General features: G+C 71.6%; 15 protein-coding genes. 10 read left to right on the top strand and 5 right to left on the bottom strand.

Features of this window, described 5'->3' with window-relative positions; genetic code table 11:
* Nucleotides 1-118 precede the first annotated feature (118 nt).
* Genes ACIQF0_RS46285 through ACIQF0_RS46275 form a run of 3 tightly spaced genes read left to right on the top strand, consistent with a single transcriptional unit; the run spans nucleotide 119 to nucleotide 3,602 of the window.
* Nucleotides 119-1,159 (top strand): TauD/TfdA family dioxygenase, encoded by a 1,041-nt coding sequence (locus ACIQF0_RS46285; RefSeq protein WP_401041233.1) that lies wholly within the window; start codon nucleotides 119-121, stop codon nucleotides 1,157-1,159.
* On the top strand, nucleotides 1,156-2,829 hold the full coding sequence (locus ACIQF0_RS46280) for an amino acid adenylation domain-containing protein (protein WP_401041231.1): 1,674 nt from the start codon (nucleotides 1,156-1,158) through the stop codon (nucleotides 2,827-2,829). The genes ACIQF0_RS46285 and ACIQF0_RS46280 overlap by 4 nt, the downstream gene beginning before the upstream one ends.
* 8 nt (nucleotides 2,830-2,837) lie before the next feature.
* Nucleotides 2,838-3,602 carry a thioesterase II family protein gene (locus tag ACIQF0_RS46275; RefSeq protein ID WP_401041229.1) on the top strand — a complete coding sequence of 255 codons (765 nt, stop codon included), beginning with the start codon at nucleotides 2,838-2,840 and terminating at the stop codon, nucleotides 3,600-3,602.
* Nucleotides 3,603-3,650: 48 nt separating this feature from the next.
* Here the strand turns inward: ACIQF0_RS46275 and ACIQF0_RS46270 are convergent, their stop codons facing one another.
* Complete coding sequence (locus tag ACIQF0_RS46270) at nucleotides 3,651-6,497, bottom strand: AfsR/SARP family transcriptional regulator (protein ID WP_401041228.1); 2,847 nt, start codon at nucleotides 6,495-6,497, stop codon at nucleotides 3,651-3,653.
* 138 nt (nucleotides 6,498-6,635) lie between these two features.
* On the opposite strand from ACIQF0_RS46270, the gene ACIQF0_RS46265 reads away from it, so the two are divergent.
* The 5 genes from ACIQF0_RS46265 to ACIQF0_RS46245 all read left to right on the top strand — a co-directional run bounded on the left by ACIQF0_RS46265 (nucleotide 6,636) and on the right by ACIQF0_RS46245 (nucleotide 11,057).
* Entirely contained in the window at nucleotides 6,636-7,001 is a 366-nt protein-coding gene (locus ACIQF0_RS46265; protein WP_401041226.1) for a nuclear transport factor 2 family protein, read from the top strand.
* Nucleotides 7,002-7,103: 102 nt separating this feature from the next.
* Nucleotides 7,104-7,541 (top strand): cobalamin B12-binding domain-containing protein, encoded by a 438-nt coding sequence (locus ACIQF0_RS46260; protein WP_401041225.1) that lies wholly within the window; start codon nucleotides 7,104-7,106, stop codon nucleotides 7,539-7,541.
* Nucleotides 7,538-8,773, top strand: coding sequence for a methylaspartate mutase (locus ACIQF0_RS46255; protein ID WP_401041223.1), 1,236 nt, complete (start codon nucleotides 7,538-7,540; stop codon nucleotides 8,771-8,773). The genes ACIQF0_RS46260 and ACIQF0_RS46255 overlap by 4 nt, the downstream gene beginning before the upstream one ends.
* A gap of 32 nt (nucleotides 8,774-8,805) precedes the next feature.
* A complete protein-coding gene (locus tag ACIQF0_RS46250; RefSeq protein ID WP_401041222.1) occupies nucleotides 8,806-9,798 on the top strand; it encodes an asparagine synthetase A in 993 nt (330 codons plus the stop codon).
* On the top strand, nucleotides 9,795-11,057 hold the full coding sequence (locus ACIQF0_RS46245; RefSeq protein ID WP_401041220.1) for a glutamate synthase-related protein: 1,263 nt from the start codon (nucleotides 9,795-9,797) through the stop codon (nucleotides 11,055-11,057). Before ACIQF0_RS46250 ends, ACIQF0_RS46245 begins: the two co-directional genes overlap by 4 nt.
* Before the next feature lie 73 nt (nucleotides 11,058-11,130).
* Here ACIQF0_RS46245 and ACIQF0_RS46240 read toward each other — a convergent pair whose 3' ends face one another.
* Entirely contained in the window at nucleotides 11,131-11,391 is a 261-nt protein-coding gene (locus tag ACIQF0_RS46240) for a hypothetical protein (protein ID WP_401041218.1), read from the bottom strand.
* Nucleotides 11,392-11,572: 181 nt separating this feature from the next.
* Nucleotides 11,573-12,724: a helix-turn-helix domain-containing protein gene (locus ACIQF0_RS46235; RefSeq protein WP_401041217.1), complete on the bottom strand. Its 1,152-nt coding sequence runs from the start codon at nucleotides 12,722-12,724 to the stop codon at nucleotides 11,573-11,575.
* Nucleotides 12,725-12,955: 231 nt separating this feature from the next.
* On the opposite strand from ACIQF0_RS46235, the gene ACIQF0_RS46230 reads away from it, so the two are divergent.
* Together ACIQF0_RS46230 and ACIQF0_RS46225 are read left to right on the top strand one after the other, a co-directional pair.
* Nucleotides 12,956-13,093 carry a hypothetical protein gene (locus ACIQF0_RS46230; RefSeq protein ID WP_401041216.1) on the top strand — a complete coding sequence of 46 codons (138 nt, stop codon included), beginning with the start codon at nucleotides 12,956-12,958 and terminating at the stop codon, nucleotides 13,091-13,093.
* Between the two features lie 75 nt (nucleotides 13,094-13,168).
* Nucleotides 13,169-13,465: a hypothetical protein gene (locus ACIQF0_RS46225; RefSeq protein ID WP_401041214.1), complete on the top strand. Its 297-nt coding sequence runs from the start codon at nucleotides 13,169-13,171 to the stop codon at nucleotides 13,463-13,465.
* A 172-nt stretch (nucleotides 13,466-13,637) separates the two neighbouring features.
* Here ACIQF0_RS46225 and ACIQF0_RS46220 read toward each other — a convergent pair whose 3' ends face one another.
* Nucleotides 13,638-14,327 carry a hypothetical protein gene (locus tag ACIQF0_RS46220; RefSeq protein ID WP_401041213.1) on the bottom strand — a complete coding sequence of 230 codons (690 nt, stop codon included), beginning with the start codon at nucleotides 14,325-14,327 and terminating at the stop codon, nucleotides 13,638-13,640.
* A gap of 276 nt (nucleotides 14,328-14,603) precedes the next feature.
* Nucleotides 14,604-15,716: a hypothetical protein gene (locus ACIQF0_RS46215; RefSeq protein WP_401041211.1), complete on the bottom strand. Its 1,113-nt coding sequence runs from the start codon at nucleotides 15,714-15,716 to the stop codon at nucleotides 14,604-14,606.
* Between the last annotated feature and the right edge of the window lie 243 nt (nucleotides 15,717-15,959).

Genomic DNA, 15,959 nt, shown 5'->3' with positions numbered 1-15,959 from the left:
GGTCGAGCGGCACCTTGGCGGAAGCCCGCACCTGCCCCAGCAGCTGCCGCACCGCCTGCCGCACAAGGGATCGTCGCGTCCCTAGCGTCGGCACCACGCCAGCAGAGAGGAAAGTGCGATGAGCCCCACCGCTTTGTCAGGTACGACGCCGTTGGTGTGCACGTTCGAGCCCGGCGCGCCCGCCACCGTCGACGCCGAGAACGTGCACTCGATCGAGCAGGCCACGGAGTGGTTGCGGACCAACGCCGACGCTCTGCGCGGTCTGCTGCACGAGCACAGCTCGGTGTACGTGCGCGGCCTGCCCGTGCACGACGTCGACGACTTCGCCCTCGTGCGCGACACGCTCATGCCCGAGCGCACCCCGTACCGGGAGAAGGCCACGCCGCGCAGCGACTTCGGCAACGGTGTGTTCTCCTCCACCGACCTGCCCGCCGCGCAGCCGATCCACATGCACAACGAGAACAGCTACACCCTCACGTTCCCCGGTCTGCTCATGTTCGCCTGCCTGATCGCCCCGCCCGAGGGCGGGGCGACCCCGGTGGCCGACTGCCGCAAGGTGCTCGCGTCGCTGCCGGCGGAGCTGGTGGCGAAGATGCGCAAGGTCGGCTGGCTGCTCAACCGCAGCTACTCCGAGCACATCTCCACCTCGTGGCAGACCGCGTTCGCCGCGTCCACAAAGGACGAGGTGGAGGAGTACGGCGCGGAGAACCTGGTGTCCTGCCAGTGGCAGTCCGACGGCCACCTGCGCACCACCCAGCTGCGTCCCGGGATCATCACGCACCCGGTGACCGGCGCCGAGGTGTGGTTCAACCACATGGCGTTCTGGAACGAGTGGGCGCTGGACGAGGAGCTGCGCGACGCGCTGGTCGACGAGTTCGGCGTCGAGGACCTGCCGTTCAACACCGCGTTCGGCGACGGCACCGCGCTCAGCCGCGAGGAGCTCGCCGCCATCCAGGCCGCCTACGAGGCCGCCACCACCCGCCGCCGCTGGGAGCGCGGTGGCCTGCTCCTCGTCGACAACATCCTGTCCACGCACGGCCGGGACCCGTTCCGCGGCGACCGCAAGATCGTCGTCGCCATGGGCGAGCCGGTCTCCGTGCTGGACTGCGCGCCCACCGTCGCCCCGTCGGCGACCCCGATGAGCGGAGAGGACCGATGACGGGCCAGGACCTGTTGTCCCGCTTCCACGACGTCGTGCGGGCCGCGCCCGAACGGGTCGCCGTGCGCGACACCGAGGGCGCGCTGACGTTCGCCGAACTGGAAGCCCGCACGGCCGCACTGGCCGCCGTGCTCGTGGCGCGCGGAGTGGTCCGCGGCGACCGCGTGGGCGTGAGCGTGCCGCGCGGCAGCGGACTTCTCGTCGCGCTGCTCGCGGTGTGGCGGGCCGGAGCGGCCTACGTGCCGCTCGACCCGGCCTACCCCGCCGACCGCCTGGCCCACATGACCGCCGACGCCGCCGTGCGCACGACGACCGTGACGCCGGACGACCTGGCCGGGGCCCGCGACGGCGTGCACACCGATGTCGCCGTATCGGCCGACGACGCCGCCTACGTGATCTACACGTCCGGCTCCACCGGCCTGCCCAAGGGAGTGCAGGCCACCCGAGGTGGCGTCGCGTCCCTTGTGGACGGACTGGAGGAGATGGCCGTGTACGCGGCCGAGCCCCGTGTCGTGGCCTGGAACGCCAGCGCGTCCTTCGACGCGTCCGTGCAGCAGTGGGCCCGCGTCTGCCGCGGCGACACGATCGTCGTCCTGGAGGACGCGCACCGCACCGAACCCGCGAAGCTGGCCGCGTGGCTCGACGAGTGCGGTGTGTCCGATGTGGACATGACGCCCACGCACTGGGAGATGCTGCGCGAGCACCTGCTGCCAGGACGCCCCGACGGCAGGCGGCTGCGCCTGTTCATCGGCGGCGAGCCGATCAGCGTGCCGGTGTGGCGGGAACTGGCCGCCGCCGAGACCGTGGAGGCGTTCAACCTCTACGGCCCGACCGAGTGCACCGTCGACGCGACGGTCGCCGTCGTCGAGGGCGACCACCCGAGCATCGGCGACCCGTTGCCCGGCAACAGACTCCTGGTTCTCGACACCGCGCTGCGCGAGGTCCCCGACGGTGAGATCGGCGAGCTGTACGTCGCCGGCCCTCGTGTCACCCACGGTTACCTCGGCCGCTCCGGCCTGACCGGCGCCCGTTTCCTGCCGGACCCCTCCGGTGAACCGGGCGCGCGCATGTACCGCACCGGCGATCTGGTGCGCCGCACCGCGGACGGCCTGCTGGAGTTCCACGGCCGCGCCGACCGCCAGGTGAAGATCCGCGGCCACCGGGTGGAGTTGGGGGAGATCGAGACCGTCGTGCGGTCCTCTCCTGCCGTCGCCGCGGCCGCCGTCGTCGTCCGCGACGACCTGGCCGGCCAGCCCGTCGCCTACTACGTGCCCTCGGGCCTGGCAGGCGCGGAGCAGCTGCGCGAGCACGCCGCGGCGTCCCTGCCGGAGGTCATGGTCCCGGCCGCGTTCGTCGAGGTCGCCGCGCTGCCGCTGACCCCCGGCGGCAAGCTCGACACCGCCGCCCTGCCCGCGCCGCCCGCCGCGGCCGGTACCGCTCCGGAGGGTGAGTTCGAGCAGTTCATCGCTCACGTGTGGGCAGAGGTCCTCGGCCGTGACTCGGTGAACGCCGACGACGACTTCTTCGCCCTCGGCGGCCACTCCCTGGTCGCGCTGCGGGTGGTGTCGAAGGTGAAGAAGACCTTCGGCCTCAAGATGTCCACGAAGGACGTCTACCGCCACCCCCGCCTGACCGACCTGGCCCGGCACGTCGAGTCCCTGCGCGTATAGGAGAAACTGTGGACAACATCGACAACGTGGTGGTCCGCCCCCGCCGCAAACCGGAGGCCACGAGGTCGTTGGTGTGCCTCGGGTTCTGCGGTGGCGGCGCGGGGCCGTACCTGCCCTGGGCCGACGTCCTGCCGGCGGACGTGGAGCTCGCCGCGATCTGCTACCCGGGGCGGGACGGGCGGTTCCTGGAGGACCACGCCGAGGACTGGCAGGCACTCGCGGCCGACGCCACGCAGGCCGTGCTCGCGGCGGCGACCCGGCCGTACGTCCTCTTCGGACACAGCATGGGCGGGTGGATGGCGTTCGACGTCGCCGCCCGGATCGAGCAGGCCGGCGGCCGCCGCCCGGACGCCCTGGTGGTGTCGTCGGCCAACGCGCCGAGCCGCGGACTGACGCCACGCGACATGTTCCCCGCGCAGAGCGACACCGACGCCGGGCTGCTGTCGTGGATGACGGTCAACGGGCTGCTCGCGGACTACGTCCTCGGCAACGAGGAGCTGCGGGAGATGGCGCTGGAGCTCATGCGGGCCGACATCCGCGTCCGTGACACGTTCGCCTACACGGACGGGACGAGGGTCGGTGTGCCGCTGCAGGTGCTGACGGGGGCCGAGGACGACGTGATCGTCGCGGACACGGCGGCGCAGTGGCGGGAGCTGGCGGGCGGCGAGTACCGGCACGTGGAGCTGCCGGGCGGGCACTTCTACACCGAGGAGGTGTGGCGGTCGCTGCCCCGGTTCATCCCGGCGCTGGAGCCCGTCCCCGCCGGAGTGTGATCGGGTGGGGGAGGTCGCCGTCCTGTCGACCTCCCTCCGGCCGGCTGGTCAGCCCGTCGGCACCAGGGTGTGAGGATCGGTCTCCCGTGCGGCCAGGACGGCCAGTTCGGCGCGGATCGTGGTCGCGGCGGTGTGGTCCAGTATCCGTTCGCGGATGGACAAGGCCTGCTCGAGGTAGCCGCGGGCTTCGGCGTAGCGACCGGCGGCCGTGCTCACCTGGCCCAGGTTGCGCAGGAGCTGGCCTTCGCCGATGACGTCGCGGGCTTCGCGGACCATGTCGAGGACGCGGCGCATGGTCGCCATGGCGGCGGTGTGCTCGCCCGCCATGGCCTGGACCTGGCCGATGCGGCTGAGCGTGCGGGCGGCGCCTCCGGTGTAGCCGACTGACTCGTGGACGGCCATCGCCTCGGCGAGGTCGGTGCGGGCCTGGTCGGCCCCGCCGCTCCTGGCCAGGATGAAGGCGCGCTGGGTGAGCACGATCGCGCGGCCCACGATGTCGCCTACCGCGGTGAAACCCGAGAGGGAACGGTCGTACAGGCCGAGCGCGGTGGTGTCGTCGCCGGTGTTGCGGGCGATCAGGGCCAGGTCGCGGTGGCACAGCGCCAGGCCGTGTGTGTCGCCCAAGTCTTCGAACAGCTCCGCAGCCGGGTGAAGGACGGCACGGGACGCGTCGAGATGGCCCCGGTTGATGTGGAGGGTGCCCAGCGAGCTCAGCACCGCCGCCGTGCCGCGGGTGTTGCCCGCCGCGCGCACGGCTTTCAGTGCCACGTCGTGGGTCCGCTCCCAGTCGTCGAGGTAGCCGCGCGACTCGAACAGGGTGACGGAGGTGACCGCGAGGTCCCAGCACAGCTCGTCCAGACCCGCGGCGGCCGCCTGCTGGACGGCCGCGCGCAGGTTCGCCAGCTCGCCGTCCATCCACTCCAGCGGGTCGGCGAGGACGGACGGGGGCTGCCAGCGCGGCGCGGTTCCGTGCAGCACGGTGTAGTCACCGCCGTAGACGCCCCGATGTGCCTGCTCTGCCAGCGCGAGCCACCCGCCGAGCAGCCGGGACACGGCGGCGGCGCGGTCGCCGGCGGGGATCTCCTCCGCGGCCTTCTCCCTGGCGAACAGGCGCAGGACGTCCTGGTAGCGGTAGCGGAACTCGCCGGTCGGCTCGACCGAGACCACGTCGAGCACCTGCACGTCCACCAGCGGTTCGAGCAGGTCCGACGGGAAGTACCGGTCGTCGTCGAGGACCGCGCCTGCGACCCAGCCGGGGACGGAGGGCCCTTCGGCGAGGCTCAGCAGCCCGAACAGCAACCGGGACCGGCGGTCGAGGCCGTCGTGGGTCAACGAGAGGCTGGCGCGGATGGTCAGCTCGCCGTGGGCGAGCTCGTCGAGCCGGTGCCGCTCGCTGGCGAGCCGTTGCACCATCGACGCGAGCGTCCAGTGCGGCCGGGCGGCCAGGCGGGCGGCGATGATCCGCAGCGCCAGCGGCAGTCCGCCGACGGTGCGCACCAGCGCCGCGGCGGCCTCGGGCTCGCGAGCCACCCGATCCTCTCCGACGACCAGGCCGAGCAACCGCAGCGACTGCCCGGCGTCGAGGACGTCAAGCTCGACCTGGCGGGCACCGGGAAGACCGGTCAGCCGCGACCGGCTGGTCACCACCACCGCACACGTGCTGCTGCCCGGCAGCAGCGGCAGGACCTGTCCCTCCGAGGCCGCGTCGTCCAGCACGACCAGCACCCGCCGGTCGGCCAGCAGCGTCCGGTACATCTCCAGCCTGGCGTCGAGGCCGTCGGGGATCACATGCCCTGGAATTCCCAGTGCCAGCAGGAAACGGCCCAGCACATCGTCCACAGCGGACGGTTGGTCGGTGCCGTGCAGGTCGCAGTAGAGCTGCCCGTCGGGGAAGTGCTCCTGCGCCACCCGGTGCGCGAGGTGGGCGGCCACCGTGCTCTTGCCGACGCCGGGCCGCCCCGTGATCACCACGACCCCCACGGCCGTGCGCGCGGTGCTCCCGACGAGCACGGACTCCGCGCCGCGCAACATCTCCTCGTCGGCGACGAAGTCGGCGGTGTCGGCGGGCAGCTGCCGTGGCCGAACCGGTCGTGTGGTGTCGGCGCTCTGCGGTGCGGGCGCCGCGGTGCCGGCACGGGGCTGGGCCGGGATCTCGCCGGCGAGGATCGCCGCTTCCAGGCCGCGCAACCGTTCCCCCGGCTCCAGACCCAGCTCGTCGATCAGCAGGGTACGACCGGTGCGGTAGACGTCGAGGGCCTCGGCCTGCCTGCCGGAGCGGTGCAGCGCCACCATCAGCAGGGCGCGCGGACGCTCCCGCAACGGGTGCTCGTGGACCAGGCGCGTGACCTCCCCGACGAGCTGGTGGTGCTGGCCCAGTTCCAGCTCCAGTTCCAGGTGGTCCTCGACGCAGGTGAGCCGTTCCTCGTCCAGCCGCAGCGCACGGGTGCGCAGCGACCGGTTGGGGGCCCCGCCCAGGCACGGCCCGCTCCACAGCGCCGAGGCCTCCCGCAGCAGCGCGGCCGCCTCGGCGGTGCGGCCCTCCTTGACCAGCACGCGGGCCTCGGCGGTGCGGGAGAGGAAGTCGGCGAGGTCCAGCGTGTCGCCGTTGAGGCGCAGCTCGTAGCCCGGCGGACGGGTGTCGATGACCGCCGACATGCCCGCCGCGGCCAGGGTGCGGCGCAGCCGCGAGACGCAGATCTGCACCTGCGTGCGGGCGGTGTCCGGAGGGTTCTCCTCCCACAGGGCGTCGACCAGCGTCTCGGTGCTCACCATCCGGTTGGCCTCCACGAGCAGCAGCCCGAGGATCATCTGCTGCCTGCCAGGCGGGATCCGCGCCGCGCTTCCGGGACCGTCGACCTCCACCGGGCCGAGAACCCGGAACCTCCCTGGAGACATGCGGCCACCCTTCGAGGTCTGAGACACCCCGAGGTAATCAGACGGTTACGAAGAAGTACAACCCGGCGATAGCGTGGAGATATCGGCAGGTTGCCCGGCGGCGGGACGGTTGTCGTTCATCGCGTGAGGAGAACCGCCATGAGCTCCGCCGCAGGCGTCGACCACGTCCGCCTCTCCTACGACTACCTCGACATGGGGGACCTGGACGGCTACGCCTCGCTTCTGCACCCGGACATGCAGCTCAAACGCCACGACGCGCCACCGGGACACGGCCGGGAGGACACCGTCCGGCTGCTGAACGCCATTCCCGCCCTGCGGGGGCGGCACCACATCCACAAAGTCGTGGCCTGCAAGGACACCGTGGTCGTCGTGGGCCGCTACACCCCGCCTCCGGAGGCGGAGAGCAGCACCCCGTCCGAGTTCGCCGACGTCGTGACCCTGTCGGACGAGGGACTGCTGCTGTGCAGCCGGCGCTTCTACTACTTCGATCCGCCGTCCCTATAGCGCCAACTGCCGGACGGCTGCCGTCGCCGCTGCCTGGCGGCGCGGGGCGGGGCTTCTAGTTTCGGGGCAGGGAACCACCCCGCGACACAGGGAGCTCGCCCCATGGAGTTGGACGCCGCCCGGCCGGACGCAGCCCGCCTCGACATCGTGGTCTCCGGGCTCGCCTCCGACGCGCACACCTGGAACCTCGTCTACCTGCAGCTGGTGCTGGAGGAGATGGGCCACCGCGTGACCAACCTGGGTGCGTGCGTCCCCGACGGACTGCTCACGTCCCGGTGCGGACAGGTGGCACCGGACCTCGTCGTGCTCAGCAGCGTGAACGGCCATGGGTTCCAGGACGCCAGGCGCGTCATCGGACCGCTGCGCGCACGGCTGGCGAGCACCCCGGTCGTGATCGGAGGCAAGCTCGGCGTCGACGGCAGCGGCGGCCACGCGCAGGAGCTGCTGGCCGCCGGGTTCGACGCGGTGTTCGAGGACGCCGACGCGATCACGTCGTTCCGCGGCTACGTCGACCGGCTCGCCGCAGGAGTGCGGTCGTGACCGGTGGCTCGTTCGGCGACTTCGTCGCCCGTGCCGCCGCCGCGGGCGAACTGGTCGTGCAGCCCAGGATGGGCGTGCCCGGCCCGGCGGAGATGCGGGCAGGTCTCGCCGCGGTGCACGGGGCCGGGGTGCGGGCGGCGGGCACGATCACCGTGGACAGCTTCACGCGCGTGGGGGACCACGTCGCCGTGCGCAAGGCGTTGACCGCCGGCGCCGACCTCAACGGCTATCCCATCGCCACCCACTCGCCCGAGATGACCCGGTCCGTGCTGAACGGCCTGCACGGACCGGACTTCCCGGTGCAGGTGCGCCACGGTTCGGCGTGCCCGCAGAAGATCGTCGCGGCTCTACTGGCCGCCGGTCTGGATGCGACGGAGGGCGGGCCGCTGTCGTACTGCCTGCCCTACAGCAGGGTCCCGGTCGCCGAGTCGGTGCGCGCGTGGGCCGAGTCCTGCCTGCTGCTGTCCGACGCCCGCGAGCGCGGCGCCCGGCCGCACCTCGAGTCCTTCGGCGGCTGCATGATGGGCCAGCTGTGCCCGCCGAGCCTGCTGGTGGCGATCAGCGTGCTGGAGGGCCTGTTCTTCCGCCAGCACGGCGTGGACAGCATGTCGTTGAGCTACGCCCAGCAGACCGACCAGGACCAGGACGCCGAGGCCGTGGCGGCACTGCGCGCCCTCGCCGCCGAACATCTGTCCGATGTGGACTGGCATGTCGTGCTCTACACGTACATGGGCGTGTTCCCGCGCACCCCGCGCGGCGCGACCGCCCTGTTGGAACGTTCTGCGGAGCTGGCCGTGCGCACCGGCGCGGAGAGGCTGATCGTCAAGACGACGGCGGAGGCGCACCGCATCCCCACCGTCGCCGAGAACGTCGCCGCGCTGGTGGCCGCCGGGGCAGCGGCGGCGCGTGCCGAGCCGGGTGGCGTGGTCGAGGACACCGGCGTGCTCGCCGAGGCCCGCGCGCTCGTGGAGGCCGTGCTGGACCTCGCGCCCGACGTCGGCATCGCCCTGGTCCGCGCGGTCGAGCGCGGCTACCTCGACGTGCCCTACTGCCTGCACCAGGACAACGCCGGCCGCACGCGGGCGTTCGTCGACGGCGACGGGCGGCTGCAGTGGTCGCGCCTCGGTGCCCTGCCGTTGCCCGCGGACCGTGCCGTCCCCGCCGCCACACCCACCGCTGACGAACTGCTGCGCTCGCTCACCCACGTCGAGCGCACCTTCGACCGAGGCTGAAACCCCCGCCCCGTCCCCAAGGAGTGACCACGATGGACACCACCACCCCGGCGCCGGCGGACCCGCGCGCCCATCTGACCTCACCTGCCACCCGCGCGGTGCTGCGCGTGCAGCACCGCGTGCTCGACGCCGTGCGCGAGCACCTGGGCGGGAAGGGTTTCACCGAGATGCTTCCCCCGGTCATCGGCCCGGTCACCGACCCCGGCGCGCGCGGGGCCAAGCAGGTCGACGTCGACTACTACGGCCACCGCTACAAACTGATGACCAGCGCGATCCTCTACAAGCAGGCGTCGCTGACCGCCTTCGACCGCATCTTCTGCATCGCCCCCAACGTGCGCCTGGAGCCGCTCGAGACCAGCTCGACCAGCAGGCACCTCGCCGAGTTCCACCAGATCGACGTCGAGGTCGCCGGCGCCTCTCGCGACGATGCCACGCGGGTGGCCGAGAACCTCGTCGTGCACGTCGTGCGCCGGGTCGTCGAGCGCTGCGCCGCCGAGCTGGAAGTCCTGGGCCGCGACCCGGACGCCTTCGCGGATCTGCTGTCCGGCAGCGCCTTCGAGCGACGCACCCACGCCGCCGCGGTCGCCGACCTGCACGACACGGGGCACGCCCAGAACCCCGACGCCGAGATCGACTGGGTCGGGGAGGCGGTCCTGTCGTCCAAGGCCAGCAGGCCGTTCTTCCTCACCGACTACCCCAAGGGCTCCCGCGGCTTCTACGACCGCGAGAACCCGGCCGACCCCGGCCACCTGCTCAACTTCGACCTGCTGGCCCCCGAGGGCTTCGGCGAGCTGTGCAGCGGCAGCGAACGCGAACATGAGTACGCCGCCATCATCGCCAGGATGCGCGAAACCGGCGAGAACCCGGCCAAGTACGCCTGGTACCTGAAGATGGTGCGCGAGGGCGTCCCGTCCAGCGCGGGCTTCGGCATCGGCCTGGAGCGGCTGGTCCGCTACCTGTGCGGGCTGAACGCGGTCTGGCAGGCGAGCGCCTTCCCGAAGATCCCCGGCGTGGTGTCCCCGTGACCGCGCTGCGCGCGGACACCTTCCCGGAACAGGCCGTCCGGGAGCGGGCCCGCACCGGTGCGGCGGCGGCGTTCCCCCCGCTGACCGACTACGGCCGCGCCCTGCTGGGCGAGCCGGAGGGCTCTTCGCCGGGCGACGCCCTCGACGCCGTTCGCCTGGTGCCGCCGGTGTTCATGCCGCGGCGCCTGGAGAAGCTCATCGACCTGGCCCGCGAACCGTTGCACGGCGACGTCGACCTGGAGACCACCGTCGGCGGTTTCGCCGCACGGCTACCGCTGTACCTGTCCGCCTTCGGGTCGACCCGTGCCGTGGGCACCGACCTGGGCCGTGCCGCCGCCGCCCAGGCGGGTGCCCTCGGTATACCGATGGTCGTCGGCGAGAACGTCGTCCCGGTCGACGGCTACACCGGCGAACGGTCCCTGCTGGCCAGGATCTCCGCCTACGCCGGCCACGTCCCGGACGGGGTGGGCGGCGTCGTGGTGCAGCAGAGCACGGAGGACGCCGACGCCGAGGTCTGGAACCGCGTCTACAGCGACCCGGCGACGCGTTCCCTGCTGGAGTCGGGACGGCTGGGCTTCGAGCTCAAGGTCGGTCAGGGCGCGAAACCCGGGATCGGCGGCCTGACCGTCGTCGATCGCGCCCAGGCGGACCGGCTGGCCGACCAGTTCGCCCTGGAAACGCTGATCGACCCCGCGGGGGACCGGGTGCTGCGCTGCGCCAGCCCTGGGACGTTCACCGAGGAGATCCTCCGGCAGCAGGTCCGCCTGATGCGCAACAACTATCCGCGTGCGCGGGTGTGGGTGAAGCTCCCACCGGGACGCGACGTCGCCGCGGCGGCGGACGTGGCGTGGCAGGCGGGCGCGGACGCGGTCACCGTGGACGGGGCCGAGGGTGGCAGCGGATGGGCCCCCACGGCGTCGCTGGCGGGCGTCGGCCTCCCACTCGCGGAATGCCTGCGCCGCATCGGTTCCCCGCGTGGCTGTCTCCTGGTGTCGGGCCGGGTCTGGGAGGGGCTGCGCGCCGTGAAGTGCCTGGCGGCCGGGGCCACCGCCACGGGCCTCGGCCGGGCGGCCCTGCTGGCGGTCGACGAGAACCCCGCTTCGGGCCTGACCCGCCTGGTGGAGGCGATGATCCTGGAACTGCGTCTCCTCATCAGCGCACTGGGCAAGTACGACCCGGCCGCTTTGTCCACTGAGGACCTGTGGTTCCCGGACGGCTGGTCGGTCCCCGCCGTCAGACCGTTGGTGGCGCAGGGATAGCTGACGTCCTCTGCGTCCTGGGAACACCACGTGCCCGCACCGATGTCCGGTGCGGGCACGTGGTGTTCCTGGCTCAGTCGAGCCCCGCGGCGGCACGAAGGCCGCACAGGTGGACCGGGTCGGCGCGCAGGCGGACGGCCAGGTCCGGGAGTGGTCCCGGTGGTCGGTGCCCGCCGGCTGCCGCGTCGGCGACGGCCAGTGCGGTGGCCACGCACTCCGCGCGGGCGTCGGAGGTGGGGGCGATCAGGCAGACCAGGCCGCCCAGGTGGCTGTACCCCAGCGTCCGCAGGGCCCACGCCGCCGCCCGGCGGGCGTGCGGGGTGGGTGGCCACACGCTGAGAACCTCCGGGCCGGAGGGAACGAAAAAGGCGTGCACAGGGGATGCCGTTGCGACGCCTATCGGACCGTTGTCGGTCATGTGGGCCATGGTCACGCTCCCGTGCTCGGCGCCGAAGACCAGTCCACCACGAGGAAGGCGGCGTCCTCGGCAGTCGCGGAGGCAGACCGGGGGCGTGTCAGGGCGTCGGCGGCGTGGCCGCCAGCACCGAGCGGATCAGAGGGGAGACGGTGAAGCTGCGGCCGGTCTCGGTCTCGACGGGCCGCACCAGGCCGCGGTGGAGGAGGTCGCGCAGCAGGCGGCCGGTGTCGGCCGACGGGCCGAAGCGCGGCGGGAGGTTCTCCAGGATCCGGCGGTAGGGCTCGGCGGCGCCGGCCAGGGCGCGCAACAGGGTGTCGTCGAGCAGGCAGGTCGGGTCGGTCGCAGCCAGTTCCGGCAACGGGTAGACCGACAGCCACGAACCGACGGCGGCGAGCGCCGCGGGCAGTCCGTCGAGGGCACGGCACAGGCGATCGACGTCCACCGGGTCCGCCGCGCCACCGTGGTCGGCGAGCAACAGCAGGGCACTGTCGGCGGGCTCCAGGCCCGAGAGGAGGAACACCCGTTCTCCGGCGAGTCCGAGCGGCGCCGGCGCGGTGATCAGCACCCGAACCCCGGGGCAGTCGGCGAGCAGGCGCAGCACGCTGTCCCCGCATACCGGCCCGTCGACCCCGTCGAGAACCACCAGCGCGGACCGAGCGCCGACCACCTCGGCGAGGTCGTCGTCCACCCGTCCACCCGTGCGCACGGCCGTAGACCACGCCGTCACCAACTCGGCCAAGCGCGGGTCCCGCAACGGCGTGCCATCCGGCCCCGCCCACAGCACCGGCATCCTGGCGTGCACCACCCCGGCCACCGCCGCAGCGAACCGCGTCTTCCCCACGCCAGGCAACCCCACGACGGTAGCGAGCCGACACCCGTCGGCCAGCTCAGCCGCCAGCGCACCGGTCTCGAGGTCACGCCCCACCTGGGCGGCCAACGCGGTGGGCGGCACAGCGGCAGCTGAGTCGACCTCAGCGCGCCGGTGAGGGTCAGCGGCCACCTCCAGGTCGTGCCGAGCCCGGCTGCCCAGCCGCAACCCCTCGGCGATCAACCGCACGGTGTCCGGCCGTGGCCGCAACGCCCGCCCCTGCTCCAGATCCCGGATGGCCCGCACGCTCACCGTCGACAGATCGGCCAGCTCCCGCTGCGTCAACCCGACCCGGCTGCGGTGCCTGCGCAACAGCCGGGCGAAGGGCGGAAGTCCGGGGTCCAAGGCGGGCGGAATGGCCATCTCGGCATCCTCTTTCACGGGGGGATTTTGTCTCGCCAATCGTCTGCACCCCCGCTATCACGCTGCCATCCCCGCCGATATCCCGACCGTAAATCACCGGCGCTATCCCGCATCTTCCCAGCTCAGGACCTGTCTGGCGTCACCATTGTGACCGTGATAGCGCTGGGATAAACCACGTGATAGCTGCGAGATTATCGAGCCTCATAACGTTTGTCTCGTCGCCGGAGAAACAACTTAGGAGAGCCCCAAATGACCCGCACCGTCATCGCCAAAATCGCCGCCGCCACCCTCGTCCTCGCGGCCCTGACCACCCTCGGCGCCACGACCGCCCACGCCATCACCGACGCGACCCCCACCACGGTGGCCGGCAGCAACCCCTGGGAGTGAGCTCGCCACCTGTGCAGCCCGGAAAGTCATCGGTGCTCCGAGCGGTGCGGTATTCCCAGCTGAGAGCATGTCTGGGTGGTCGGTTCGCTGTTGTACCGGGTGGTCTGCAAGTTGTTGTCTGTTCCGGCCGTGCTGCTTCGAGGTGAGGCGGCCAAGGATGCGGAGCTTCTTGTTCTGCGGCACGAGAACGTCGTGCTTCGTCGGCAGTTGACGGGGCCGGTTCGTTACGAGCCTGCGGACCGGTTCTGGTTCGCGGTGCTGTCGAGACTGGTGCATCGCTCGTGGTGGCAGGCCCGGAAGTGGGATCACACCGCGCGCCGGACGTCCCTCAACCGCAGCAGCGATCAAGGCGCTCGTACTCCGACTCGCTAGAGAGAATCCGCGGTGGGGTCATCGGCGGATCCATGGCGAGCTGGTTCGGCTTGGCCATCGCCTGGGCGCCTCGACAGTCTGGGAGATCCTGAACCGCGCGGGCATCGATCCGGCGCCGCGGCGATACGGCACGACATGGCGGGAGTTTCTGGCCGCTCCTGGCCGCCGCGGGTTACTGATTCGGCTGGTTCGCGGCGTACTCCGCCCGGTTCCACAGCGCGAAGTAGAGGACGTCGGTCCACCAGCTGAGGCCGATCGGGTGCTCGGTCCTGTCGTCACGCGTGTTGTCGAAGTCGTCGGTCAGCACGAGCCCGTGGAACGCGTCCAACGGCGGCACCGACCGCTCGGCCGCTGCCGCGGCGAGCACGGCCCCGGCCGCCGCCGCGTCGTCGGGCAGCGCGTCGATGGCCGCGCCTGCCGCCCGGCACAGGTCGAGGTGGCTCTCGATGAGTGCCCGCAGCTCGGCTTCGCCGCTCTCGATCATGGTGTCGAGCTCGATGGTCTCGAGCAGGACGTACCGGTCGCGGTGCGCGTCGAGGAACCGCTCCGCCTCGGCGAGCCCGGTGTGCAGGCCCTCGGCGTCGCTCACGGCGCGCACGGCGGCGGCGAACTTCGTCAGCCGCGCGAACCCGGCGTCGAACTCACCGCTGATGGCGTACAGCGTGGTCCTGCTCTCCGGGGGCTCGCCGTCGAACCCGTCGGCGATCAGGGACGCGCACAGCCGAGGATCGCCGGACAGGAGCACCAGGAAGGAGAACGGGATGGCGTAGGGCCATTCCGACAACCCGGAGACTGTCTCCGGCCGATCCTCATAGGACTCCGGCCGGTTGCCGGTGCTGTACAGGTACGAACGGTTCGCCATGACCGGATCCTATGACGGGGCTAGACTTGGGAAAGGCAGATGGTCCGTTTCGGCTGCGGGTAGACGCGGGCGTTCTCCGCTTCCCCCGCCCCGCAGGAACTGGCCCTTGAGGCTGGTACGCTTCATTGTTCGAGTAGTTGATATTCCGCGGAACCGAGCGCGATCGCCCTGCGGCGCAGGGGAGTCAGATGCTGGACCATGGCCAGAACCCTAGGAATCCCACGGCTGCACAACGATCAGGTCACTCCGCTGATCCTTGCTGGTGCCAGCCCTGCCTCAGCAGCCGTCCTCGGCGCTCGTGGGGGCGTGGCCTCGCAGCCCGACGCCGTTGAGATAGGTGATCCTGGCCCGGCCGGAGGCGTAGTCGGCGTTCGGTGCATCGTCGAGACTGAACGCGATTGAGCCATCCGGGCCGTTGACGATCACGCCGTTGCTGCCCTGACCGAAGTCGTGGTCGAGGAGCTCCTCGATCTGATGGCTGGCGAAGGCGGTGCGCAGCTCGCCTAGGGTGGAGTTGACGCGAATGTTGCCGACCTTGGTGTGCAGGGCCTTGACCCCCGCGGAGTTGTTGATCGCCAGGACGCGGCCGGTCGACGACTCGACGCTGAAGCCGAGCGGCTGGCCCTCGCGGGCGTAGCGGACGCAGACGGCGTTCGGGCCCGCGTACTGGTTGCCCTTGTTGACGTAACCGCGTGCGCGAAGATCCGTGGCGGTGAGGGCGAGGGTGAACTCGCCGATGCCGTCGAACCGGACCTCCGACGTGTCGACGAACGGCGGAGGCATCGCCTTGATCACCTCGACGATCTGGTCGGTCGTCTTGGGGTCTGCTGGCTGCTTCTTGTGTCCGCACGAGGCGATGAACATCGCTGCGAACGCCAGACCCATCACCGTCGGCGTCTGGCTGCCTCGTTGGAGGTCCTGCATGGTGAGGAAGTCGAACGCCACGGTGGGTGCGAAAGTCGCCAGGGCGGCGGTCTCGTGGAGCTTGGCGAAGTCGGCCCGGCACGGTTGGGTGCGCGATCGCACCATTGCGCGGCCGGGCGGGCTGGCGCCACCTTCGCCGGATGTCGCGTATCCGTGTGCGGAGGTCACGGGCACGATCCCGTCGGTCGACAGCGGAAGCGAGTACATCGTGAACCCGAACAACGAGCGGTCCACGGTGATGCCCCCGGCGAGCTGGGTCACCGTCACCCCGGCCGGCAGGTAGGGCGGCAGCGGACCGCAGTCTCCCAGCAGCGGCGCCCCCTTCTCGTGCCAGGGGAGGCAAAACCCACCGCTCGCGTCAGGTGGCTCCTCCTTGCCGAGGAGGGTGAGGGCCTTCTCGTAGAGCGGCGCGACGTCCGGTCCACCCCACGGCGACCCCAGGTGCGGTGTGCCGAGTGTGATCACTTCCAGCACCGTGCGTGCCGGCCGGTATCTGGCTCATCGCGTAGCGCAGTGCGAGACCGCCCATGGAGTGCGCGACAACGACTACTTTGCCGTCGCCCTTTACGTTCTTGTGGGCTTCTGCCACCTTCTTGATGTAGACGGCGAGGCAAGGTGCGATGTGCGCGTCCGACGCCCAATGCAACGACCAAGGACCGTAGTCGAACGTGAACGTGCTGACCCGGTTGCCGAGTTTCTCCTGCAGAA

The sequence above is a fragment of the Lentzea sp. NPDC092896 genome, from assembly GCF_044754905.1.
Lineage (GTDB): Bacteria > Actinomycetota > Actinomycetes > Mycobacteriales > Pseudonocardiaceae > Lentzea.
This window is presented reverse-complemented; position numbering and strand designations above follow the sequence as displayed.

Bases quoted from the DNA above. Each gene is read 5' to 3' on its own strand.
- ACIQF0_RS46285 (WP_401041233.1), top strand. From the start codon at position 119: ATGAGCCCCACCGCTTTGTCAGGTACGACGCCGTTGGTGTGCACGTTC.
- ACIQF0_RS46280 (WP_401041231.1), top strand. From the start codon at position 1,156: ATGACGGGCCAGGACCTGTTGTCCCGCTTCCACGACGTCGTGCGGGCC.
- ACIQF0_RS46270 (WP_401041228.1), bottom strand. From the start codon at position 6,497: ATGTCTCCAGGGAGGTTCCGGGTTCTCGGCCCGGTGGAGGTCGACGGT.
- ACIQF0_RS46265 (WP_401041226.1), top strand. From the start codon at position 6,636: ATGAGCTCCGCCGCAGGCGTCGACCACGTCCGCCTCTCCTACGACTAC.
- ACIQF0_RS46260 (WP_401041225.1), top strand. From the start codon at position 7,104: ATGGAGTTGGACGCCGCCCGGCCGGACGCAGCCCGCCTCGACATCGTG.
- ACIQF0_RS46250 (WP_401041222.1), top strand. From the start codon at position 8,806: ATGGACACCACCACCCCGGCGCCGGCGGACCCGCGCGCCCATCTGACC.
- ACIQF0_RS46230 (WP_401041216.1), top strand. From the start codon at position 12,956: ATGACCCGCACCGTCATCGCCAAAATCGCCGCCGCCACCCTCGTCCTC.
- ACIQF0_RS46220 (WP_401041213.1), bottom strand. From the start codon at position 14,327: ATGGCGAACCGTTCGTACCTGTACAGCACCGGCAACCGGCCGGAGTCC.